This window comes from Sellimonas sp., from assembly GCF_047234585.1.
Lineage (GTDB): Bacteria > Bacillota > Clostridia > Lachnospirales > Lachnospiraceae > Sellimonas > Sellimonas caecigallum.
Genome location: NZ_JBKSWG010000004.1, coordinates 122410 through 146334, shown reverse-complemented (window position 1 = coordinate 146334; position 23925 = coordinate 122410). Strand labels below are relative to the sequence as shown.

At 44.8% G+C, this 23925-nt stretch carries 24 protein-coding genes; 15 read left to right on the top strand and 9 right to left on the bottom strand.

Going from position 1 to position 23925, the window contains the following annotated elements; all coding sequences use genetic code 11:
- Positions 1 to 72: 72 nt before the first annotated feature.
- Both ACLROL_RS02880 and ACLROL_RS02875 read right to left on the bottom strand, forming a co-directional pair.
- Positions 73 to 2136, bottom strand: coding sequence for a glycogen debranching protein (locus ACLROL_RS02880; RefSeq protein WP_221919304.1), 2064 nt, complete (start codon positions 2134 to 2136; stop codon positions 73 to 75).
- Positions 2137 to 2256: 120 nt separating this feature from the next.
- Positions 2257 to 2553, bottom strand: coding sequence for a hypothetical protein (locus ACLROL_RS02875; protein WP_287448189.1), 297 nt, complete (start codon positions 2551 to 2553; stop codon positions 2257 to 2259).
- A 165-nt stretch (positions 2554 to 2718) separates the two neighbouring features.
- On the opposite strand from ACLROL_RS02875, the gene cls reads away from it, so the two are divergent.
- Both cls and ACLROL_RS02865 read left to right on the top strand, forming a co-directional pair.
- Positions 2719 to 4317, top strand: coding sequence for a cardiolipin synthase (gene cls / locus ACLROL_RS02870; RefSeq protein ID WP_413067293.1), 1599 nt, complete (start codon positions 2719 to 2721; stop codon positions 4315 to 4317).
- A 153-nt stretch (positions 4318 to 4470) separates the two neighbouring features.
- Entirely contained in the window at positions 4471 to 5745 is a 1275-nt protein-coding gene (locus ACLROL_RS02865) for an adenylosuccinate synthase (protein ID WP_221919143.1), read from the top strand.
- Positions 5746 to 5829: 84 nt separating this feature from the next.
- Here ACLROL_RS02865 and asnA read toward each other — a convergent pair whose 3' ends face one another.
- Positions 5830 to 6840, bottom strand: coding sequence for an aspartate--ammonia ligase (gene asnA / locus ACLROL_RS02860; protein WP_413067290.1), 1011 nt, complete (start codon positions 6838 to 6840; stop codon positions 5830 to 5832).
- A gap of 204 nt (positions 6841 to 7044) precedes the next feature.
- Between asnA and ACLROL_RS02855 the strand changes: the two genes are divergently transcribed.
- Entirely contained in the window at positions 7045 to 7191 is a 147-nt protein-coding gene (locus ACLROL_RS02855; protein WP_158095374.1) for a hypothetical protein, read from the top strand.
- On the opposite strand, the gene ACLROL_RS02850 is transcribed toward ACLROL_RS02855, so the two are convergent.
- Positions 7188 to 7418, bottom strand: a complete 231-nt coding sequence (locus ACLROL_RS02850; RefSeq protein WP_087213197.1) for a hypothetical protein — start codon at positions 7416 to 7418, stop codon at positions 7188 to 7190. The two genes, ACLROL_RS02855 and ACLROL_RS02850, sit on opposite strands and share 4 nt — an antisense overlap.
- Positions 7419 to 7572: 154 nt before the next feature.
- Here ACLROL_RS02850 and ACLROL_RS02845 point away from each other — a divergent pair, with 154 nt between their 5' ends.
- The 5 genes from ACLROL_RS02845 (at position 7573) to ACLROL_RS02825 (ending at position 12325) form a co-directional block, all read left to right on the top strand.
- The gene (locus ACLROL_RS02845) at positions 7573 to 8082 is read left to right on the top strand and encodes an SEC-C metal-binding domain-containing protein (RefSeq protein ID WP_087199476.1); all 510 of its coding nucleotides are present in this window, start codon (positions 7573 to 7575) and stop codon (positions 8080 to 8082) included.
- Positions 8082 to 8831 (top strand): YdcF family protein, encoded by a 750-nt coding sequence (locus ACLROL_RS02840; protein ID WP_246599049.1) that lies wholly within the window; start codon positions 8082 to 8084, stop codon positions 8829 to 8831. Before ACLROL_RS02845 ends, ACLROL_RS02840 begins: the two co-directional genes overlap by 1 nt.
- Positions 8832 to 9138: 307 nt before the next feature.
- Positions 9139 to 9996 (top strand): aldo/keto reductase, encoded by an 858-nt coding sequence (locus tag ACLROL_RS02835; protein WP_413067289.1) that lies wholly within the window; start codon positions 9139 to 9141, stop codon positions 9994 to 9996.
- A gap of 33 nt (positions 9997 to 10029) precedes the next feature.
- Positions 10030 to 11955, top strand: a complete 1926-nt coding sequence (gene thrS / locus ACLROL_RS02830) for a threonine--tRNA ligase (protein ID WP_221919140.1) — start codon at positions 10030 to 10032, stop codon at positions 11953 to 11955.
- A 55-nt stretch (positions 11956 to 12010) separates the two neighbouring features.
- Positions 12011 to 12325 (top strand): DUF1540 domain-containing protein, encoded by a 315-nt coding sequence (locus ACLROL_RS02825; protein WP_087213192.1) that lies wholly within the window; start codon positions 12011 to 12013, stop codon positions 12323 to 12325.
- Positions 12326 to 12411: 86 nt separating this feature from the next.
- Here ACLROL_RS02825 and metA read toward each other — a convergent pair whose 3' ends face one another.
- From metA to aroE, 3 genes are all read right to left on the bottom strand, one after another.
- The gene (gene metA, locus ACLROL_RS02820) at positions 12412 to 13332 is read right to left on the bottom strand and encodes a homoserine O-acetyltransferase MetA (RefSeq protein WP_087199485.1); all 921 of its coding nucleotides are present in this window, start codon (positions 13330 to 13332) and stop codon (positions 12412 to 12414) included.
- Positions 13333 to 13334: 2 nt separating this feature from the next.
- The gene (locus ACLROL_RS02815; RefSeq protein WP_221919139.1) at positions 13335 to 14672 is read right to left on the bottom strand and encodes an AI-2E family transporter; all 1338 of its coding nucleotides are present in this window, start codon (positions 14670 to 14672) and stop codon (positions 13335 to 13337) included.
- Positions 14673 to 14747: 75 nt separating this feature from the next.
- Positions 14748 to 15611, bottom strand: a complete 864-nt coding sequence (aroE, locus tag ACLROL_RS02810; protein ID WP_413067288.1) for a shikimate dehydrogenase — start codon at positions 15609 to 15611, stop codon at positions 14748 to 14750.
- A 109-nt stretch (positions 15612 to 15720) separates the two neighbouring features.
- Between aroE and ACLROL_RS02805 the strand changes: the two genes are divergently transcribed.
- The 7 genes from ACLROL_RS02805 (at position 15721) to glyA (ending at position 21434) form a co-directional block, all read left to right on the top strand.
- A complete protein-coding gene (locus ACLROL_RS02805; RefSeq protein ID WP_413067287.1) occupies positions 15721 to 16242 on the top strand; it encodes a shikimate kinase in 522 nt (173 codons plus the stop codon).
- Positions 16243 to 16347: 105 nt separating this feature from the next.
- Positions 16348 to 16512: a hypothetical protein gene (locus ACLROL_RS02800; RefSeq protein ID WP_413067286.1), complete on the top strand. Its 165-nt coding sequence runs from the start codon at positions 16348 to 16350 to the stop codon at positions 16510 to 16512.
- 251 nt (positions 16513 to 16763) lie between these two features.
- On the top strand, positions 16764 to 17777 hold the full coding sequence (locus ACLROL_RS02795; RefSeq protein ID WP_221919137.1) for an ABC transporter substrate-binding protein: 1014 nt from the start codon (positions 16764 to 16766) through the stop codon (positions 17775 to 17777).
- A gap of 19 nt (positions 17778 to 17796) precedes the next feature.
- Positions 17797 to 18678 (top strand): ABC transporter permease, encoded by an 882-nt coding sequence (locus ACLROL_RS02790; protein WP_087199494.1) that lies wholly within the window; start codon positions 17797 to 17799, stop codon positions 18676 to 18678.
- Positions 18671 to 19444 (top strand): ABC transporter ATP-binding protein, encoded by a 774-nt coding sequence (locus ACLROL_RS02785; protein ID WP_087199495.1) that lies wholly within the window; start codon positions 18671 to 18673, stop codon positions 19442 to 19444. The genes ACLROL_RS02790 and ACLROL_RS02785 overlap by 8 nt, the downstream gene beginning before the upstream one ends.
- A gap of 180 nt (positions 19445 to 19624) precedes the next feature.
- Positions 19625 to 20128, top strand: coding sequence for a deoxyuridine 5'-triphosphate nucleotidohydrolase (locus tag ACLROL_RS02780; RefSeq protein WP_204244031.1), 504 nt, complete (start codon positions 19625 to 19627; stop codon positions 20126 to 20128).
- Between the two features lie 64 nt (positions 20129 to 20192).
- Positions 20193 to 21434: a serine hydroxymethyltransferase gene (gene glyA / locus ACLROL_RS02775; RefSeq protein WP_287448233.1), complete on the top strand. Its 1242-nt coding sequence runs from the start codon at positions 20193 to 20195 to the stop codon at positions 21432 to 21434.
- Between the two features lie 83 nt (positions 21435 to 21517).
- On the opposite strand, the gene ACLROL_RS02770 is transcribed toward glyA, so the two are convergent.
- Complete coding sequence (locus tag ACLROL_RS02770; protein WP_087199499.1) at positions 21518 to 22381, bottom strand: DegV family protein; 864 nt, start codon at positions 22379 to 22381, stop codon at positions 21518 to 21520.
- 113 nt (positions 22382 to 22494) lie between these two features.
- Positions 22495 to 23859, bottom strand: a complete 1365-nt coding sequence (locus tag ACLROL_RS02765; protein ID WP_413067285.1) for a spore germination protein — start codon at positions 23857 to 23859, stop codon at positions 22495 to 22497.
- Between the last annotated feature and the right edge of the window lie 66 nt (positions 23860 to 23925).

Here is a 23925-nt window from a genome sequence, read left to right as displayed (position 1 = left end):
TTTTACCTACTTGCATTCTGCTTTTTTTAATTTTTAAATTAACTTAATGACATTGCGTTTACGCGGCCTTTTTTATGAAAAAATATCGTTCCGGTATGCGACAAATACGATGACGGAACGCTCTCCAAGCAAAACAGAACCTTTCGTTTTCGGCATATCAGGTTCCGGGAAGGTCTGTCGGAGTGGATCTCCTGTATTGACGGCGATGCGCCATTCAAAGCCATCTGGAAGAGGCGGAAGTGTCAGATAGACGGCTTCCCAGTACGTATTGACCGCCAGATAGACAGTATCTTCATAACCAGAAGTTTCATTTTGACCGGAGAACATGACACCTAAAACATGAGAATCGTATGCCAGATCGGGATGCCAGGGCACTGTTCCATGAAAACTGACAGAAGGGAAACCGAATCGGCTTTTTTCAAGGTCCCGGCAAATGACAGTGTGCTTTTTTCGGAAAGCAATCATGTATTTGACAAACGAAAAGAGGTTCCGATTTTTTTCCAGAAGATCCCAATTTAGCCATGAAATCAGATTATCCTGGCAATAGGGATTATTGTTCCCAAATCTTGTATCGGCAAATTCATCTCCAGAGAGAAACATCGGTGTCCCGCGGCTGCATAAAAGAACCGCGAAAGCGTTCATCATCATCCGCATCCTCAGACGGCAGACATCCGGATCATCTGTCTCTCCCTCAAAACCACAGTTCCAACTGTCGTTGGAATCTGTTCCGTCGGTGTTTCCCCACCCATTGGCTTCATTATGCTTCGTATTATATGAATACAGGTCATTCAGAGAAAAACCGTCGTGACATGTAAGAAAATTGACTGAGGCATTGCTTCCGCGCTCTTTTGGATGATAGAGATCCGGGGAACCGACAATTCTCAGTGCGGCGGAACCGATGACGCCATAGTCGCCCTTCAGGAACCGGCGCATGTCATCCCGGTATTTGCCGTTCCATTCCGCCCAGCGCCGCCATGAAGGGAAGGAACCTACCTGGTACAAACCTCCGGCATCCCATGCCTCCGCGATGAGCTTGACTTTGCCTAGGATAGAGTCAAAGGCAAGAGATTGCAAAAGAGGCGGCTGGCTCATAGGGGAACCGTCCTCGTTTCTCCCAAGGATGGAGGCAAGGTCAAAACGGAATCCATCCACATGATAATCTGTAACCCAATAGCGAAGGCAGTCAAGAATGAGGTTCTGCACCACTGGATGGTTGCAGTTCAGAGAATTTCCGCAGCCGCTGAAATTGTAATATTGTCCGTCTGGGGTAAGGAGATAGTATATGTTGTTATCAAATCCTCGGAATGAAATATATGGTCCCTCTTCATTTCCTTCAGCTGTGTGATTGAAAACGACATCAAAGATCACATCCATACCGGCCTCATGGAGTGCCTTGATCAGTTGTTTTAATTCCCAGCCTTCCTGATTATATTCGGAAGAGGAGGCGTAGCTTGTATTAGGCGCAAAAAAGCTGACCGGATTGTATCCCCAGTAATCCAAAAGCTGATTCTCATCGATGAGCCGGCAGTCCCTCATCTCATCAAACTCGAATACCGGCATTAGTTCTACTGTGTTGATCCCAAGTTCTTTGAGATAGGGGATTTTTTCCATAACGCCCCGGAAGGTGCCGGGATGATCTACACCAGAAGAAGTGTCTTTTGTAAATCCGCGAACATGAAGTTCATAGATGATCGTATCGGACATGAGAAGCGGAGTGTGTTTTTCTGCTCCCCAGTCAAAATTGTTGCGCACGACGCGCGCCCGGTAGCCATGAGAGATGTCGTTTTTGCATCCCCATCGGCTTTGCCCGGTAACAGCCTTGGCATATGGATCAAGTAGAATCTGCCTTTTATCAAACAGAAGTCCCTTCTTTGGCTCATAAGGACCATCCAGGCGATAGGCGTACTCAAACTCTTCGATATCCAGGCCAAATACGATCATGGAGTAGACAAAACCGATACGGTAATGGTCAGGAAAGGGGAGAACTGCAAACGGTTCTTCTGCTTCGCGATGGAATAAGAGGAGTTCACACGAACTGGCTCCCCTGGACTGGATCGTAAAATTTACACCGCCTGGAATGACCGTTGTGCCCGGATAGAGAAAGAATCCGGGACGTACCTGGAAACCGGATATCATATCAAGGGGTTTTAAATGGCTGCTTGGCACTAAAGTAAGGTCAGAAAAGTTCAATTTCAAAACACCTCCTGATGTAAGAAAAGCTGTCCTCTCAACAGGACAGCATTTTTTCTTTTCGTTCTATTCTTCGTCAGATGCGGCAGTTTTCTTTTCTGTTTCTTCCGTTTTCTCTTCAGGCTTTTTTTCAGCCGCTTCGCCTTTTGCCGATTCGGAGTGGGAAGCATTGTTCAGAGGGACATATTCACGCCCGGAAGTATCGCCGAGATCATCGTCCAGATCAAAATCCAGATCTTCAAAATCGTCTGCAAATTCATCTTCCAGATCCTCATTTTCTTTCTTATTCTTCATATAAAGAATTCCTGCGGCAGCAGCACCGATCGCTGCGAGACCTACGATACCTTTTTTCCATTTACTCATAGTCAAGGGTACTCCTTTCTGTTGATTCATATACAATTATTGTAATACTTTTGGGGAAGAAAGAAAAGGGAGTTTAGCAAATTTATTTTTTATTAATAGTTATCTGACAACATGTGTAAAGTTTTCAGAGGAATGGAGTTGAGGACCATTCCGAAATATGATAGAATGTACCATGTTCAGAATAGAAAAAAAGGATTGGAAAAATTGCAGAGTAGTAAAAAAGAAAAAGTACAGAAGAAACTTTTTAGCGTTATTTATGGCCGTACTGCGATTCTTTTACTGTTTGTTCTTGTGCAGTTTGCGGCAATGTTTCTTGGAATTTATGCCCTTGCAGATAAATGGACGTATCTGTATGGAGTATTTATGATCATCGGATTTTTTGTCGTGATCTATATTATCAATTCGGAAGAAAATCCAGCATTCAAGATGACATGGATTTTGTGCATCATGGCACTGCCGCTCTTTGGGTCGATCTTTTATATTTATGTAAAAACCCAGCTTGGTACAAGATATATCGGAAAGCGGCTGCGTGTTCTGCGGGAAGAAAGCAGCCCGTACATGCAGCAGGATATGGGGATCATCTCAGCTATGAAGGAGAGCAAACTGGCAAATAAAAATTTGTCTTATTATCTTGGAAAACACTTGGGATTTCCGACATACGGCAATACAGATATGGAGTTCTACCCTTTGGGCGAAGATAAATTTAAGGCGCTGATCAGAGAACTGAAAAAGGCAGAGCATTTCATTTTTATGGAGTACTTCATCGTGGAAGAAAGCTATATGTGGGACGAAGTAAGGCGCATACTTGAAGACAAGGTATCCGAGGGGGTTGAAGTAAGATTTATGTATGACGGCATGTGCAGTATCAGCATGCTGCCGTATGATTATCCGAAATATCTCCGAAGCAGAGGAATTCAGTGTAAGATGTTTAACCCGATCCGCCCGATCCTGTCCACCATACAGAATAATCGGGATCACAGAAAGATTTGTGTGATCGACGGAAAGGTCGGATTTACAGGGGGGATAAACCTTGGAGATGAGTATATTAATCGAAAAGAACGGTTCGGACACTGGAAGGATACGGCGATCATGTTGTCGGGCGACGCGGTCCGGAGTCTTACTGTTATGTTTCTCAATATGTGGAATGTGGATGAGAGAAAAAGTGAAAACTATGATCGCTATGTGCGGCCGGCCAAGAAGATATTTGACGAGTCTCTTGGATATGTACTTCCATATGGGGACTGCCCGTATGACAACGAAAATGTCGGAGAAGAAGTGTATTTTCATATCCTGAATCATGCTAAGGACTATGTACACATCATGACACCGTATCTCATTCTTGATAATGAGATGCTCACAACTCTTACGAGAGTGGCAAAGAGTGGGATAGAGGTTATTATTATCATGCCCCATATTCCAGATAAGCCGTACGCATTTGCCGTGGCAAAGACGTATTACAAAGAGCTTATAGAGGCAGGAGTGGAGATTTATGAGTACACGCCTGGGTTTGTTCATGCCAAGATATTTGTGTCTGACGACGATACTGCCACAGTGGGAACGATCAATCTGGATTTCAGGAGCCTTTACCTGCACTTTGAGAATGGGGTTTTCATCTACAACAATAAAGTGGTGGCAGATATCGAGAAGGATTTCCAGGAGACTTTACAGAAATGTCAGCGCGTGACATTGAAAGAAGTGCGGGAACGGAGCCTGAAGACCAAGATAGAAGGACAGATACTGCGGCTTTTCGCCCCGCTTATGTAGGCGGATGAAAAGGAAAGGCAGTCAGAACGCGAAAAACCCCATGTTTTTCGAAATCTTTCGGCAAAAAATGAAAAATCAAATGTACATTTACGAAAAAATATAGTATAATGCATAGGTGGTTGAAAAACGAATTCACATACAGGAGGATATGTTATGGTAAAAGCAGTAGTAGGTGCCAACTGGGGAGACGAGGGGAAAGGTAAGATCACGGATATGCTCGCGGAAAAAGCGGATATCATTGTTCGTTTCCAGGGAGGAGCAAATGCGGGACATACAATCATCAACGACTATGGAAAGTTTGCACTTCATACACTACCATCCGGCGTGTTCTATGATCATACAACCAGTGTTATCGGAAACGGCGTAGCTCTTGACATCCCGGTTCTGATAGGAGAAATTCAGTCCATCGTGGACAGAGATGTGCCGATGCCGAAGATCAAAGTATCTAATCGAGCACAGATGGTAATGTCTTATCACAAACTGTTCGACCAGTACGAGGAAGAAAGACTTGGAAAGAAATCTTTTGGTTCTACTAAGTCCGGGATCGCACCATTTTATTCAGATAAATATGCAAAGATCGGATTTCAGGTAAGCGAACTGTTTGATGAAGACTTATTAAAAGAAAAAGTTGTTCGTGTGGCAGAACAGAAAAATGTCCTTCTGGAACATTTATATCATAAACCGCTGATCAATCCGGATGAATTGTTTGAAGAGCTGATGGGATATAAGAAAATGATCGAGCCGTACGTGTGCGATGTATCCTTATTCCTTCACGAAGCTCTGAAAGAAGGAAAGGAAATCCTGCTGGAAGGCCAGCTTGGAACACTGAAAGATCCAGATCACGGAATTTACCCGATGGTTACATCTTCTTCTACCCTTGCTGCGTATGGAGCAATTGGAGCAGGAATTCCGCCGTACGAAATCAAAAAGGTAGTGACTGTGTGCAAGGCATATTCCAGTGCAGTAGGAGCAGGTGCTTTTGTAAGTGAGATTTTCGGGGAAGAAGCGGATGAGCTGAGACGCCGCGGAGGAGACGGCGGAGAATTCGGAGCTACGACGGGAAGGCCGAGAAGAATGGGATGGTTTGACGTAGTGGCTTCAAAATACGGATGCCGGATGCAGGGAACGACAGATGTGGCGTTTACTGTTTTGGATGTTCTGGGATATCTGGAAGAAATTCCAGTCTGTGTCGCTTACGATATCGATGGAGAGATTACAACAGAATTTCCGCCGACTTACTTGCTGGAAAAAGCAAAACCAGTCATCGAAAAGCTTCCGGGATGGAAATGTGATATCCGGGGAATTAAAAAATACGAGGATCTTCCGGAAAACTGCCGCAAATACATTGAATTTGTGGAAGAAAAGATCGGGTATCCGATCACACTTGTGTCCAATGGACCAGGAAGAGACGATATCATTTACAGATAGAAAAGCAAAAGAGAACAATAAAAACTCCCACCCTTTGCTTGAGGGGCGGGAGTTTTTGTTTTCAAGGAAAGACAGTACCGTTTTTTACAAAAGATGAATACCGCTTTCGACAGCTGCTTTTGAAATATCATCTGGCCAGATAGAGGACTGTACTTCGCCGATATGAGCTTTTCTCAAATAAAACATACAGATGCGGGACTGTCCAATTCCGCCGCCGACAGTGTATGGGAGCTCACCGTTCAAAAGAGATTTCTGAAAATCGAGATGAGCCCGGTCTTCGCATCCTGCCAAAGTAAGCTGACGCGCAAGAGACTCTTCATCCACGCGGATTCCCATCGAAGAGAGTTCCAGTGCGATATCCAGAACCGGATAGTACACGATGATATCCCCGTTCAGATCCCAGTCATCGTAGTCCGGGGCACGTCCGTCATGCTTTTTGCCGGAGGTGAGAGTTTTTCCGATCTGTTTGATAAAAATTGCCTTTTTCTTTTTGGCAAACAAATATTCCCGTTCTTTTGGGTCAGAATCCGGATACATATCTTCCAGTTCCTGGGAAGTGATAAAAGTAATCTCATCCGGAAGAATCTCATCTATGTAATTGTATCTTCTTGCCATGAAATGTTCAGTCTCTTTTAAAGCGGCGTAAACTTTTCGCACGGTGTACTCCAGTGTCTCATCGTTTCGCTCTTCCCTGGAGATTACTTTTTCCCAATCCCACTGATCCACATAGATAGAGTGCAGATTGTCGGTGTCTTCATCCCGCCGGATGGCGCTCATGTCTGTGTAGAGCCCTTCGCCTGAATGAAAGCCATAGCGTTTTAAAGCATACCGTTTCCATTTGGCAAGAGAGTGTACGATCTCTACATTGGCATCATCCTGTTCTCGGATCCCGAAAGAGACAGGACGCTCCACACCATTTAAGTTGTCGTTCAATCCGGATTCCGGTTTCACGAAAAGAGGGGCGGAGACACGGGTCAGATGCAGATTTTTGGCAAGGGAACGCTCAAAATGGTCTTTCACTTCTTTTATGGCAACCTCAGTCTCGCGGATGGAAAGGGGAGATGCATAGCCGTCTGGTATTATCAATTGCTTCATATCATTTAGTCCTCCTTTAGAAAATCAGTTTCTAGTTTAAAATAAAACTTTCGCACTGTCAAGAGATAAAGTGATGAAATAAAAACAAAAATGGTTTCGAATTTTTCCATACAATAGACACAGAAGAAGGTTATGATGGAAATGTCATAATTCCAGGAGCAGGAGCATATAATGAAGATACCGAAAAGAAAAGGAGGCAGGATCATGCAGCAGAACAGATGGACAGACACGATCGAAGTGCTGACGATAGAAGAATACTTGAGTAAACGAGAACGGATCAGAAGAGAAGAAAAAGAAGAGAGAGAGACGACAAAAGAAAGCAGGATGGTTCCCCTGCTTTGGATGAGTTAAAACTTATTTTCATCATCTTCATCTTCTCCGGAATCATGGTGTGAAAACCGGTAGAACATCGTATATGCGTAGAGAAGGACCGGCACGAAGATCGTACAGGCGATAGATGCCTTCAAAAATCCCTGAGTTTTGGAATGATCGATCAGGGCAAAGAGAAGAGTACTGCCGTACATGGCGATCAGAAGGATGATCCCGATCCATGCGAGAATGCGCTTTGTTTTTTTCATGAATAGACCCTCCGTAAGCTTTGAAACTGTTTTTATTATATAGAAAAACAAGTGGAAAAGCAAGGCTTGGCGGAGGGTTTTGCTTGCAATCCGGACATGCGTGTTATATAATATTCCTTATCGAGGAATATAAAGGCAAAGGAGAATTCGTGAAATGAGTACGTTATTAGAACAATGGAGAGAGACAGCCTATTCCAGAGAAATGACAAAAGATCAACTGGAAAAATTCTGGGGAGCTTATTTCCAGATCGAGAAAGGGATTTATGAAAAACTGCTTTCCAATCCGGATGAGAAAGTGAAAGGTACAGTAAAAGAGCTGGCTGAAAAGTACGGCGTGGAGCTTATGACAATGGTTGGCTTTCTGGATGGTATCAATGAAAGCCTCGTACAGGAAAACCCGATCGAGACGATGGATGAGAACACAGAAGTCACATTGATTTACGATAAAGAAAAACTGTACAAAAATATGGTAGATGCGAAGGCAGACTGGCTGTACGGACTTCCGCAGTGGAATATCCTTCTTTCCGAAGAGCAGCAGAAGGCTCTTTACAAAGAAGCAAAGAAAATGCACACATTTGTGAGAGAAGGAAAGAAAATCGGAAGAAACGATCCGTGTCCGTGCGGAAGCGGAAAGAAATATAAACACTGCTGCGGCAAAAACTAATGCTGCAGACAGCAGGAGTTCTGTTCCTTCTTTACTATGCGGTCATATGTGTGTATGTGAGAAGGTGGAATGCCACATTTTCCCGGGTATGGCTTTTTTCAGGGATAGTTCTGATTTTTGCAGAAGTATGCCGGAGTCAGATACCGGAAACGATAAAGATCATTTCAGCGGCTGCAGGGACGGTGTTCTGCGCCGCTGTTTTCTTTATTTTCATTCGGATGGTGTTTCTTTTGAGAAAGCCGGAAGAAAAGAGGCTTGATTACCTGATCGTGCTGGGTGCAAAGGTAGATGGCAGGAGGATTACCATTTCCCTCCGCCTGAGACTTGAGAAAGCCTTCCGGTATCTGCAGGAAAATCCAGACACAAAGGCGATCGTGTCCGGAGGCAAAGGAAAAGGAGAAGATATCTCAGAGGCGGAGGCGATGGCGTCCTATCTGGAAGAGGCCGGTATTCTAAAAAGCCGTATCGTCCGGGAAGGAAAATCCACATCCACAGAGGAAAATATGAAGTATTCCATTGAAGAAGTTCCAGACAGTAAAAAGAAGAGGACAGGAGTCGTGACGAACAGTTTTCACATGTATCGGGCAGTCATGCTCGGAAAATATGTGGGCTATGAGAATCTTTACCCGGTCACGGCAAAGTCAGAGCCGGTGCTTTTTCTCAATTATCTGCTCCGAGAGATATTGGCTGTTCTCGTATTTCCGGTTCGGAGGATATGGAAAGCAGGCAAAATGAGCATTGACAAATAAAATAGCAGTGATTATAATGAGAACCATAGTAAAAGGCAAATGCGTTGAAGAGACGAGTAGGATGCGGAAAGGATACAGAGAGAAGGGTCTAAGGCTGGAAGCCCTTTATCACGGAACCATCTGAAAACTACCTCTGAGCGGCGGCAAAACCGCCCGGCTTGAAACCGTTATCATTCAAATGAGATGTGTGCCATGTAAAGGCACATAAGCGGGGTGGAACCGCGGGTTGAAATACTCGTCCCTTGCAGTGTGAAAGCTGCAGGGGATTTTTTATGGCAAAAAAACTCTATTTTGAAAGGAGAGGGATATGGAACAGATCAAGGAACTTATCACTTTGAACAACGGAGTCCAAATTCCGGCTATAGGATTTGGCACATACAAAGCGGTAAAAGGAGATACGTCGGAAGTGATCAGAAAGGCGATCCGCTGTGGGTACCGGTATCTGGATACGGCCTCTTTTTATGGGACGGAGAAGTATGTCGGGGAGGCGATCCGGGAAAGTGGTATACCGAGGAAAGAATTTTTCATCGTGTCCAAAGTCTGGAAAGATGAAATGGGATACGAAAATACAAAAAAGGCTTTCACGAGGACACTGAAAAATCTCGGGACAGACTACTTGGATCTATATCTGATCCATTGGCCGAAGCCGACTCCAGACTACGATGACTGGGAGGAGCTGGATCGGGAGACGTGGAAAGCGATGGAAGAATTGTGTGAGGAAGGGAAGATAAGGGCAATCGGACTTAGCAATTTTCTTCCGCACCATATCGAAAGCCTTTTGAAAACGTGCAGGATTGTTCCGGCGGTAGATCAGCTGGAGTTTCATCCGGGATATACCCAGGAAGCAGCGGTAAGGTACTGCAAGGAAAAAGGGATTTGGGTGCAGGCGTGGAGCCCTCTTGGGAGAGCGCGTGTCATGGACGATAGGCTCATCGAGGAACTCTCTACGAAATATCAGGTTTCTCCAGCACAGATCTGCCTTCGATATGCTCTCCAGAAAGGAGTCATACCGATCCCGAAGGCATCGTCCGAGGAAAGGATGAAGAACAATAAAGATGTTTTCGGTTTTGAAATCAGTATGGAAGACATGTGCCGTCTGGACACGATGCCGCCGACGGGATGGTCGGGGGAACATCCGGACCGGGAACGCGTCATGCTGAAATAGAGAATATGAAAAAATAAGAAAAGGAGATATGAGATGAAGATTACATTGAAAGATGGTTCCGTAAAGGAATATAACGAAAGTAAGTCCGTAATTGATATTGCGGCGGATATCAGCGAAGGGCTCGCCAGAGTTGCCATGGCGGGGGAAGTAAATGGAGAAGTCGTAGATTTAAGGACAGTCCTGTCAGAAGACTGTGAGCTGAACATCCTTACATTTAACGACGAAGGAGGACGGGATACATTCCGTCATACTTCTTCCCACATCCTTGCACAGGCGGTAAAGAGACTGTATCCGGATACAAAACTGGCGATCGGACCGGCTATCGCGGATGGGTTCTATTATGACGTGGACAGAGAGACTCCGTTTACAACAGATGATCTGGAAAAAATCGAAAAAGAAATGAAAAAGATCGTAAAAGAAGCACTTCCTATCGAGTCATTTACTCTTCCGAGAGAGGAAGCTATCGCCTTGATGAAGGAAAAGGAAGAACCGTATAAAGTGGAGCTTATCGAGGATCTTCCGGAGGATGCCGTGATCAGCTTCTACAGACAGGGAGAATTCACGGACCTTTGCGCAGGACCGCACCTGATGAGCACAAAACCGGTCAAGGCGTTCAAGCTCACAAGCCTTGCGGGAGCGTACTGGAGAGGCGACGAGAAAAACAAGATGCTTACAAGAATCTACGGAACTTCCTTCACAAAGAAGGCAGATCTGGACGAATATCTGGAAAGACTGGAAGAGGCTAAAAAGCGCGATCACAGAAAGCTTGGAAAGGAACTTGGCCTCTTTATGATGAGAGAGGAAGGACCTGGATTCCCATTCTTCCTTCCGAAAGGAATGGCGCTGAAAAACGCACTTCTGGAATACTGGAGAGACATTCATACAAAACACGGGTACGTTGAGATTTCCACTCCGATCATGCTGAGCAGACATCTGTGGGAGACAAGTGGACACTGGGGACATTACAAAGAAAATATGTATACAACGGTTATCGATGAGCAGGATTTTGCAGTAAAACCAATGAACTGTCCGGGCGGTATCCTCGTATACGAATCAGAACCGCGTTCTTACCGTGATCTTCCGCTCCGTATGGGAGAACTTGGGATCGTACACCGTCATGAAAAATCCGGACAGATGCATGGACTTATGCGTGTCCGCTGCTTCACGCAGGACGATGCCCATATCTTCATGACTCCAGAGCAGATCAAAGATGAGATCCGCGGTGTGGCAGAACTGATCGATGAAGTCTACACACTGTTTGGATTTAAATACCATGTGGAACTGTCCACACGCCCGGAAGACAGCATGGGAAGCGATGAGGATTGGAACATGGCAACAGATGCCCTGAGAGAGGCACTTGACTCCCTCGGACTTCCGTACGTGGTAAACGAAGGGGATGGGGCATTCTACGGGCCAAAGATTGATTTCCATCTGGAAGATTCCATTGGACGTACTTGGCAGTGTGGAACAATCCAGCTTGATTTCCAGCTTCCGCTGCGTTTCCAGCTGGAATATACAGGAGCAGACGGAGAAAAACATCGTCCGATCATGATTCACCGGGTTGTATTCGGATCTATCGAACGATTCCTTGGTATTCTCATCGAACATTTTGCAGGGGCATTCCCTACATGGCTTGCTCCGGTGCAGGTAAAAGTGCTTCCAATCTCCGACAAATATCTGGATTATGCACAGAGTGTGTTTGAAGCATTGAAAAATGCCGGAATTCGCGTGGAGATCGACACGAGAGCTGAAAAGATCGGATACAAGATCAGGGAAGCTCAGATGCAGAAAATTCCGTATATGCTTGTGGTAGGCGCAAAAGAACAGGAAGAGGGTCTTGTGTCAGTCAGAAGCCGGTTTGCCGGAGATGAAGGACAAAGAACACTCGATGAATTTATCGGCGATATCAAAAAAGAAATTTTTGAAAAAACAAAACGTGAAGTAAAATCCGAAGAATAGACGGCAAAATATTCGGGCATACTACACTCTGAATAAAACTAAGGAGGTAGAAAACATGCCAGAATTGAAATGTACCGTGCAGAACTGTATGCACAATCAGAACTATTACTGTAACCTGGATGCGATCCATGTCGGAGGAGAACAGGCAAAACAGGCGTCCGATACATGTTGTGACAGCTTTGAAGAGAGAAAGAGCGGCACGTACAGCAACGCCACAATGGAAGCTTCCCCTGTCAGCATGATCGACTGTAAAGCGCAGGAATGCTGCTATAACGAGTCATGCAAATGCATGGCAGGAAAGATCAGCGTAGAGGGCGGCGGAGCCTGCACATGTGAAGGCACAGAGTGTGCAACATTCAAGTGCAGATAAAAGAACAATTGAATCCCTGTCAGAATATGACTGAACCAAAAAACCTCCAGACTGTCTGTCAGTTTGGAGGTTTTTGCGTGGTACATTTAAAACGGTGTCCCGACCATATCGTACGGAGTTACCTGATAAACGTAATAATTGAGCCAGTTTGTGTAAAGATTATTGGCATTAGATCTCCATGTAAGGAGTGGTTTATTTTCCGGGTTGTCATCCGGGTAGTAATTGACTGGGATATCGATCGGAAGACCTTTTGCTTTATCTCTTTTGTATTCCTGATCCAGTGTCATACGGTCATATTCCGGATGTCCCATGACGAAGATCTGTCGGCCGTCTTTTGTCATGGAAAGGAAGATGCCTGCTTCATCGGATTCGGCCAGGATTACAAGATCGCTTATGGCCCGGATTTTCTCCGGATCGATTTGAGTGTGGCGGGAATGAGGCGCGTAGAATACGTCGTCAAATCCGCGTACAAGAGGGATCTTGCGATTCAGGACACGATGCTTAAAGACACCGAAAAGCTTTTTGTCAAGCGGATATTTATCAATCCCGAAATGATAGTAATAGGCAGCTTGTGCTCCCCAGCACAGGTGGATCGTGGAGGTTACATTTGTCTTTGTCCAGTCCATGATCTCTTTCATTTCATCCCAGTAGTCGACTTCCTCAAAGCGGAGATGCTCGATAGGAGCACCGGTAATGATGAAACCGTCGAATTTTTGGTTTTTGATATCCTGAAATTTTACATAAAATTTGTTGAGATGGTTGGCGGACGTGTTTTTTGATTCATGGTTGGACACCATGACAAATGTCACATCTACCTGGAGCGGTGTGTTGGAAAAAGAGCGCAGAAGCTGTAATTCCGTATCTTCTTTGAGCGGCATCAGGTTCAAAAGGCCGATCTTTAAAGGACGGATGTCCTGATGGGTGGCGCGGTGTTCATCCATTACAAATATATTTTCCTGCTCCAGTATTTCTTTTGCAGGCAGCTCATTCTGTACACGAATCGGCATGGCTAGTCCTCTCCTTTTTTCTTATTTTCTTCTTTTATGTAGACAAAGGATCCGTCTTCCTTCATGTGGTCGACATCTCCGTATTCTGCCGTCTGACAAGGGAGTTTCTTTTTCTCCAGTTTATTTTCGATGATCATCTTGAAAATATAGTAGAGCACAGCAAATGTCGGTACCCCGGCGATCATTCCTACGAAACCGAACAATCCGCCTCCAAGAAGGATAGAAAATACGACCCAAAAAGCAGAAAGACCGGTGGAATCCCCGAGAATCTTTGGACCGATGACATTTCCGTCCAGCTGCTGGAGAAGCAAAATGAAGATGGCAAAATAAAGTCCCTTTAACGGATCGGTAAGACCGATCAGGATGATACACGGTATGGCTCCGATATACGGCCCAAAGAATGGGATGACATTCGTCACACCGACGATCACGCTTACAAGTACGACATACGGCATGTCAAGCAATGTAATTCCAAGGAAACACAGGACGCCGATGATGGCAGAGTCGATGATCTTTCCGATAATGAAACCGCCGAAGATTTCATTGCTCTTTCTCGTAATGTGAAGCGTCATGTTTGCATGGTCGGTTGTCATGACTGCGTAGATGATTTTCTTCGCCTGTGCAGCAAAGAGCTCCTTGCTAAGGAGTACGTACACAGATACGATGCATCCGATCAAAAACTGGAAAACTTCATTTAAAATGTTGATGGCTCCAGTGGTAAGATTAGTCATAATGACATTGATCTGACGCAGGAGATCTGTCTGTATCCAGTTCTGAAAGCTCTCTGTGGCATGGTTCAGCAGATTCTTGATGATCATACCGGTTGTTGATTTGTCAGACTGCAATTCTGTGAGTTTGTCCATCCCCGCATTCATCTGGGCAGGAAGTGTTGTAATAAGATTTTCGATACTTCTTGCCAATTCCGGTATCAGCATGTTGCACAGAGCTAATATGATTGCAAAGAGAAAAACCAAGGCCAAAAGAATGCCGGTCATGCGGGAAAGCTTTTCCGCCGTCTTTTGCTTTTTCAGTTTTTTCCCAAGTATAGGAAAAAGATACTTGTCGACTGTTTTTACAATTGGATTCAGCAGATAAGCGATGGCAAATCCATAGATGATGGGCTTTAGAATACCGATGACAGTACGGACACTGTCGGCAAGGATATCTGCCCTCAAAAATGCAAAATAAAGAACAATACATGCCGCCACCACAAGAAAATATGTCATGCCTCTGCTGAAAGATTGGCGCAGCTTGGAAGGCCCTTTTTTCCCAAAACGGGGAATGATATGGGAAGTCTCATCCTTTGCTGTCTTTTCTTTGTTTTGTTCTGATTCTTTCATTTGATTCCCTCATTTCGAAACATATAAATCTATTATAGCGGCGTCGTTAAAAACCGTCAACCAAAAGAAAATATGTTACATTTCCCAAGCTTTCTTTACATCTTCCAGCGGAAGATCCTCCCCCGTATAAAGCCGGAAAGCAGCAGCACCCTGGTAGAGGAGCATGGCCAGCCCGTTGGTGTTCGGACAGCCGGCTGCGTCTGCCATTTCGAGAAGACGTGTTCTGGCCGGAGAGTAAATGATGTCCATCACAAAAAGACCCGGATGTAGGAAGGAGATGCCCGGAATCGGAGACGCATCTGTGTGAGGAGCCATGCCTACATTGGTGGCATTGATCAGAATATTCGCATCAGAAAGAACAGAACGGAGCAACGCCGTATCTTCCAGGCTGAGAAGATGAACGGCGCAGCCGGTCGCTGTTCGGATTTTTTCGATGAATGCTGTATGCTTTTGTATGCTTTTTTCCCGCACAAAAACAGAAATCTCTTTTGCGCCGTCCAGAGCGGCCTGAGCGATGAGGGCTGTGCCGGCGCCTCCTGCGCCAAGGACGACAAGATTTTTGCCGCGGACCGGGCAGCTATTTGCCTGGAGGGCCATCATGGCACCTGTGCCATCGGTATTATATCCTGTTAGGATTCCGTCATTGTTGACGATCGTGTTGACAGCGCCGCAGAGATCAGCCTCTTTGGAAATATGATCGAGATATGGGAAAACGGAGGTTTTATTAGGCATGGAGAGATTTGCCCCTCTCATACCAAGTGTTCGCATAGAGCCGATGGCATCTTTCAGCGTATCCTGGTTGATGCAAAATGCCAGATAGACACAATTGATCCCCAGTTTTTCGAATGCAGTGTTATACATGGCAGGGGATTTGGAATGTGATGCAGGGTCGGCGAAAAAACCAAGAAGTTTTGTGTGACCGTTGATTTTTATAGACATAAATTAGGAACCTCTTTCTATATAGAATGATTTATGGTAAAATTATACCGGTTCAGTGTGTTAAAGTCAATGTGAAAAAATCAGACAAAAACAGACAAGGAGACAAAAAGTGAGAAATATATTTTTGATCGGATTTATGGGTACCGGAAAGACGACGATATCGGAAGAGCTTTGCCGCATGACGGGGAGGAAGCTTCTTGACATGGATAAGGAAATCGAGAAGCGTGAAAAAAGAAAAATCCCTGAAATTTTTGATACTGACGGAGAGGAATATTTCCGGAATCTGGAGACGGATTTTCTTAGAGAGATGCAGAAAGAAGAAGATGTGATCGTATCCTGTGGGGGAGGAGTGCCGCTTCGCCAGGAAAATGTAGAGGAGATGACAAAAAGCGGGACAATCGTCCTTTTGTCTGCTTCCCCGAAGACAATCTTTGAGCGGGTTCGTGACAGTCATGACAGACCAATCCTGGAAAAGAATAAGTCGGTTTCTTATATAGAAGAATTATTGGAAAGGCGCAGACCATGGTATGAAAAAGCAGCTGATGTGGAAATCGTGACAGACGGGAAAGAAATTTTCAATATTGCCAGAGAGATTCTGGAGAAATGTTCTTGTCAGGAAACATCAGAATAAAAAAGTCTGAGAAAATTTTCTCGAAAAATTGCTTGACACAAACACTTTAACATGGTAATGTATAAGCATGAATTTTATATTTCATAGCATAAACCGTTGAGAAAGATGAGTAAGTTGTCATGCAAGATCACAGAGAGCGGCAGATGGTGGGATTGCCGTATGGAGCGGATAGCCGAATGGACTTTTGAGGGCTGCCTGAAAGCCGTAAGGCAAGTATGGTGTGTCGGGAACCGAACCCGTTATCAATCAGGAGTGTATGTTAGTACATGAGAAAGTGGACTTGATGTCAAGTTGAGTGGTACCGCGATAATAAAGAGATTTATTACCGTCTCAAGCAGAAATAAGCTTGAGGCGGTTTTTATATTTCATGGGAAATATTGCATGAGAAATAAAACCACTTCCTTTCTTTGACTGGCAGCAGGGTATCTGGCATATGATATCCGAAAGAGGAAACTCAAATCAGAGAGTTCTCCGTTTTCGTGCGGAGAGCGAGGTAAAAATCAGAAAAGGAGAGAAAGAAAATGAAAAGAAAAATTGCGGCAGTTTTATTGAGCACAATGATGGTTATCGGAATGACAGCAGGATGCGGCAGCAAAGAAGAGGGAGGAACATCCGGGGAGGAGCAGTATACGATAGGAATTTCCCAGTTTGCAGAACATGGTTCCCTGGACAATTGCCGGGAAGGCTTTATCCAAGGGTTGAAAGAAGAAGGACTTGAAGAAGGAAAGAATCTGAAAATAGAATACAAAAATGCGGCAGCTGATCAAAGTACGGCAAAACAGATCACAGATTCCTTTGTCTCAAACAAAGCAGATCTCATCTGCGGCATAGCGACACCGGCTGCACAGGCAGCATACAATTCCGCCATGAATGCAGGTATTCCTGTCATCTACACGGCAGTAACAGATCCAAAGCTTGCCAAACTCGCGAAAGACGATGGGACGCCGGTAGGCGAAGTGACGGGGACGAGTGATGAACTTCCGATCAAGGAACAGTTGGAATTGATACGCAGGATGCTTCCGGATGCGAAAAAGGTTGGTATTCTCTATACGACAAGCGAGGTGAATTCCATATCAGCTATCGAGACATACGAAGAACTGGCGGGGGATTACAATCTTGAGATTGTCACAAAGGGTATTTCTCAGACGGCTGATATCTCTCTTGCCACGGATGAACTGCTGGGAGAAGTAGACTGTCTTACAAATCTGACAGATAATACGGTTGTCAACTCTTTGGCAACGATTTTAAATAAAGCAAACGAGAAAAAGATCCCGGTATTCGGAAGTGAGATTGAACAGGTCAAACTTGGCTGCATAGCTGCAGAGGGACTTGACTATATCGAGCTTGGAAAGCAGACAGGAAAGATGGCGGCACAGGTATTAAAAGGAGAGAAAAAGGCGTCTGAGATGAAATATGAGACGATTTCTGAGCCGGGATTATACATCAACACGAAAGCAGCGGAAAACCTTGGCGTTGCGGTAGATGAAGCATTAAAGGGAGAAGCAGTGGAAGTGTTTGCTGAGATTTCAAAGTAGAAAGGAAATTAAAATAGAGATGAGCATTTGGATATCGATTTTAGAGCAGGGACTGATCTATGGGATCCTGGCCCTTGGAGTGTATATCACATACAAGATTCTGGATTTTCCGGATCTGACAGTAGACGGAAGTTTTCCGCTTGGAGCTGCAGTTACGGCCACAATGATTGTCAAAGGGGTAAATCCATATCTTACGATCCCTGTCTCCTTTCTTGTGGGAGCGCTTGCAGGAGTTTGTACAGGACTGATCCACGTAAAATGTAAAGTAAGAGATCTTCTTTCCGGAATTATCATGATGACGGCACTCTGGACGATCAATCTTCGCCTTGCGGGAACGGCCAATGTACCAATCTTCGGAGAAAAAAGTATTTTTGACAATGAGACAATGGACGGTATCTTCTCCGGAAATTTTGCTCAGTATAAAGTTTTGATCATCGTCTTTGTCATCGCAGTGATCAGCAAGATCCTTCTGGATTTGTACATGAAGACAAAATCGGGATTCCTTCTCCGGGCAGTAGGAGATAACGAAAATCTCGTGACATCCCTGGCGAAAGATCAGGGAAATGTGAAGATTCTCGGACTTGCCATTGCAAACGGGCTTGTGGCTCTTGCTGGATGCATTTTCTGCCAGGAACAGAGAGTGTTTGAGATTTCCAGCGGAACCGGCGCCATCGTGATCGGGCTTGCAAGCGTGATCATCGGAACGAGTCTGTTCCGAAACCTGACGTTTTTAAAAGCTACTACGGCTGTTTTGATCGGATCTGTCATCTATAAGGCTTGCGTTGCAGCAGCTTTGAAATTCTGTGAACCGCAGGATATGAAACTTATCACAGCCGTGCTGTTTTTGATCATTCTCATCATCGGGATGGAAAGGAAAAAGAAGGTAAAGAAAAATGCTTGAATTAAAAGGAATCAGTAAATATTACAACCCAGGTACGATCAACGAGATGTGCCTTTTTGACGATTTCAACCTTACAGTCAACAGAGGGGATTTCGTCTCCGTCGTAGGCAGCAATGGATCTGGAAAAACATCCATGCTGAATATTCTCTGTGGGAGCATTCCTATCGAGGCCGGCCAGATCCTGATGGATGGGGAGGATATCTCCCGGATGAAAGAATATAAAAGAAACCGCCGTATTGGAAGAGTTTACCAGAACCCGGCATTGGGAACGTGCCCTTCTATGACAATTTTGGAAAACATGTCGCTGGCGGATAATAAGGGAAAAACTTACGGACTGTCGCGCGGGATCAACAAGGGAAGAAAAGAATTCTATCGGGAGCAGCTCAAGAGCCTCAATCTTGGGCTGGAAGATAAAATGGATGTCAAAGTAGGATCTCTTTCCGGCGGACAAAGGCAGGCGATGGCGCTTCTGATGTCCACGATGACGCCTATTGACTTCCTGATTCTGGATGAGCATACAGCAGCGCTGGATCCGAAGACAGCGGAGATCATCATGGAACTGACCGATCAGATTGTAAAGGAAAAGAATCTTACAACCATCATGGTTACCCACAATCTTCGATATGCCGTAGAATATGGAAACAGGATGCTTATGATGCACCAGGGAAAATGCATCCTTGACAAAGCAGGAAAAGAAAAGGAAGAGATCACGGTAGACAGCATCCTGGATCTTTTCAATGAAATCAGTATTGAATGTGGAAATTAACCGGAAGACCCGGTGTCAGACAAAGAATAGACTTGTCCGGCACGGGTCTTTCTGCAGTTTTGGAAAGGTGTAGTACGTGAAAAAACTGCATACCAGAAAAGAGATAGATTTACAAGAAAAGCAAAATGCCGTATAATTTTAGATGAAACGACAAAAGGAAACGACAAAAGGAGTATGTACATGAAAAGAATCGCGAAATTTGAAAAGGTCAGTTTGGAGCAGTTTCTTGCAGGGACGCAGGGAATTTTGAAAGAAGACGAGGCGAAAGAAGTGTATGACAGTCTGCCGCTTCCGAAGAGGGCGACAAAAGGCTCCGCAGGCTATGATTTTTATACACCATATCCGGTTGTATTAAAACCGGGAGAAACGGTAAAAATACCGACAGGAGTTCGTGTCTGGATGGAGGAAAACTGGGTTCTGAAATGCTATCCAAGGAGTGGACTTGGTTTCAAATATCGCCTTCAGCTTAATAACACGGTAGGTATCATCGACAGTGATTACTATTATTCTGACAATGAAGGACATATTTTTGCGAAGATTACCAATGATTCCAATGAGGACAAAACTGTGGAACTGAATGCACACGAAGGTTTTATGCAGGGAATCTTTGTGGAGTATGGAATTACTATCGATGATGAGGCGGACGGAGTAAGAAACGGGGGATTCGGAAGTACGACGAGGTAAGGCGGCTTTCGTTTGAACTTAAAAAGATAAAATCTATCAAACACAAGGAGGAATTGCGATGAATCTGGTGCAGGAAGTAATGGACTATGTAAAACGTTGTGATCCCGAAGTAGGACACGGGCTGGAACTCGAGATGGCGCGGCAGAAACGAAATCTGGAGCTGATCGCTTCAGAGAATATTATAAGTCCGGCTGTTATGCTTGCGATGGCTACCGTTCCCGCCAACAAGTATGCGGAAGGGTACCCTAACAGGAGATATTACGGCGGGTGCGAAAACGTTGATCAGATTGAAACGATCGCTATCGAGAGGGCAAAAGAGCTGTTCGGTGCAGAACACGCATGTGTACAGCCTCATTCCGGAGCGCAGGCGAATATGGCTGTCTATCAGGCTTTTTTGAAACCGGGAGATACGGTCATGGGACTCAATCTTGATCATGGCGGACACCTTACTCATGGTTCCCCGGTAAATCAGTCGGGAAAACTGTATCACTTTGTGCCGTACAGTGTAAACGATCAGGGAGTGCTTGATTATGATGAGATCCGAAAGATCGCAAAAGAGTGCCAGCCGAAGATGATCGTGGCAGGTGCATCGGCATATCCAAGAAAGATCCGTTTTGATCTGTTTGCGGATATCGCGAAAGAAGTAGGTGCATTCCTCTTTGTGGATATGGCACACATCGCAGGGCTTGTGGCGGCAGGGCTGCATCAGAATCCGGTGCCGTACGCGGATGTCGTGTCGACGACGACTCATAAGACACTTCGAGGGCCAAGGGGAGGATTGATTCTCTGTAAAGAAGAATATGGAAAAAAGATAGATAAGGCAATTTTCCCTGGGACACAGGGCGGTCCTCTGGAACATATCATTGCGGCAAAAGCAGTCTGCTTTGGAGAGGCATTGAAACCGGAATTTAAAGAATACCAGGCCCAGATCCTGAAAAATGCAAAAGCTCTTTCCGAAGCGCTTCTGGAAGAGGGGTTCTCCCTGGTAAGCGGTGGGACGGACAATCATCTGATGCTTGTAAATCTCTCAGGAATGGCGTTAACCGGAAAAGAGATGCAGAACCGTCTCGATGAGGTTTATATTACAGTCAACAAAAATGCGGTGCCAAATGACCCACAAAGCCCAAATGTGACAAGCGGAATTCGGATAGGGACGCCGGCAGTAACAACGAGAGGTCTGAAAGAAGAAGAGATGAAAGAGATTGCGGCGCTCATAAAAATGGCTGCTGTTGATTTTGAAAACAGTGCGGATGAGATCCGAAGGAGAGTGACGGATATTTGCTGCAGATATCCGATTTACGAATAAGATTTGCTTATCAAAATGAAAATGTCAGGGGCCGGATAGTTTGTAAAACTGTCCGGCCCCTGACTATATGAAAAGAAAAGGTATTATCGTTTGTTGCCCATGCAGAAAGTTGCGACAACACCTGGACCAGTGTGACTGCCGATGACAGTGCCGATCACATTTATCAGCACCGTCTGGATTCCATACTGTTTTCTGATCAAGTCGGCAACATACTGTGCATCTTCCTCACAGTCGCCGTGCGTGACCATGGCAATCTCATTGTCCCAGCCTTTTATCTGATCTGCCATCATATCGACAATCTTATGGAGGGATTTTTTTCGACCTCTTTCTTTGCCAATAACGACAAGTTTGCCGTTGTCGTCCACGTGGATGATCGGTTTGATTTTGACCATCGAACCGAGGACAGCGGTAGCTTTGGAGATACGTCCGCCGCGGTGGAGATGATGAAGATCGTCCACTGTGACGTTGTGGCATACATGGAGTTTATTTTCTTCTGCCCATGTCACAATCTCGTCATAGGCTTTTCCTTCCTGTTTCTGTTTCAAAACATAGTAGAGCAGAAGGGCTTCCCCCAGGCAGGCGCACAGAGAGTCAATGACAGTGATACGGCAATCCGGGTAGTCTTCCATCAGCTCTTGGGCAGCGAGCTGTTCGCTCCCCACACTTCCGCTGAGCCCGGAAGAAAAGCCAATATGGATGATGTCTTTCCCATCTTTGACAATCGATTCGAAAAACTCTCTTGCCTGAGATGGGGTAACCTGGGATGTGGTAGGCATAGCACCGGCACGAATCCGGTCGAAAAATTCTTTCTTGGAAAGCCCTTCCATGTCCGGATAAGACTGTCCATCGATGGTATATGATAAGCGTAATACCGGAATATGGTGCTCTTCAAGCCACTCTTTCGGCAGATCTACGGTACTGTCTGCTGTAATAACAAATTCTTTCACTTTTGCAAAACCTCCTCATTCAGTTTTTTTAATCATACCATTTTTTACTGAATGAAGCAAAAACTTTTGAAAAAATTCCAAAAAAATCTGAATCTGTCCAGTCATGCTCCCAGTTAATTCAGACGGATATTCAGGTAGCTTCTGCCGGATACAGTACGGTTAAAGCAGACGGAGCATACAATTATGATGCAACCGACGGCAAAACCGATCCAATTGAAAAGGGCGGTCAGTGTAAGAAGAAGCAGACGCATGAACTTCAGTGCGTAACCAAGCTCAAAGTTTGGCTGTGTATAGTTGGCTACTGCCACAAAAGCCATATATAACATGACTTCTGAATTGAACCAGCCCGACTGCACAGAGAATTCGCCCATGACGATACCGGCAATAACACTGAGGGGCGTGCTGAGCATACTTGGCGTGTTCAAAGCGGCAAGGCGCAGACCGTCGATAGCCAGTTCCAGCAAAAGGAGCTGGAAGTAAAGAGGAATATTGATCGTGTTTCTTACGAGCACAAAATCAAATACATCAGGTATCCATTCGGGGTTCTGCATAAAAAGAAGAAAGAGAGGAGTCAAAAATACAGTCATAATTGTAATGATGCTGCGGGAAATCTTCAGATAGATCCCGGTCAGCGTAGGAAAGTAATAGTCATTTGCCTCCTCGATTATGTCAAAGATCGAAGTCGGAAGAATCATGACGGAAGGTGAATTGTCCACGAGGATTACAATTTTTCCCTCCATGATACATGCCGCCGCTGTATCTGGGCGTTCAGTATATTTGAACTTGGGAAAAGGATTATACCATTTCCTTTTAAACAAAAGTTCCGCCAGAGTCTGCTGGTTCATCTTGAGATCGTGCTCTCTCATCTGTTCAAATTTTTGTATAAGAAGATTCAAAAGATCTTGATTTACCCGATTAGTCATATAGCAGAGCGTAACGTCCGTTCTGGACGATTTTCCGATCTCCATCATTTTCATTGTCAAATGTGGATCCCGGATCCGTCTTCTTATCAAAGCAGTGTTAAATACGATTGTCTCCACAAATCCGTCCCGGGATCCCCTGAGTGATTTGTCCTGGGCAGGTTCGTCTACGCTTCTTGCAGGGTATGTTCTGCAGTCGATAGCAATGCAGGATTCATAGCCGTCCACAAAGAGACATGCTACTCCGGATAAAATATTTTTTATGATTCCGTCAAATTCAGAAAAGGTATCGATTTCTACATAGGAAATCATTGTCCTGGAAAGTTCTGTGGAAGTTTTTGGCATTTGTTCCGGTGTAAGCTTAAACAATGTATCCATAACTTTAGACATGACTTCATCTTTCATAAATCCATCGATAAAGAAAAAACAACTTTCCCGTCCTCCGATGATCATGTCTCTCTCTATGATATCAAAGCTTTCCTTTACTGGGAGTACTTCGTTGATATAAGCGATATTTTCCTGTATGATTTTGGAAACTTTCATTGATTGTTCCTCCATTTTTCCTGTTTCAGTATGAAGTTTTTCCAAAACGGGGAAAAGTATACAGCAAAACGGGCACAGTAT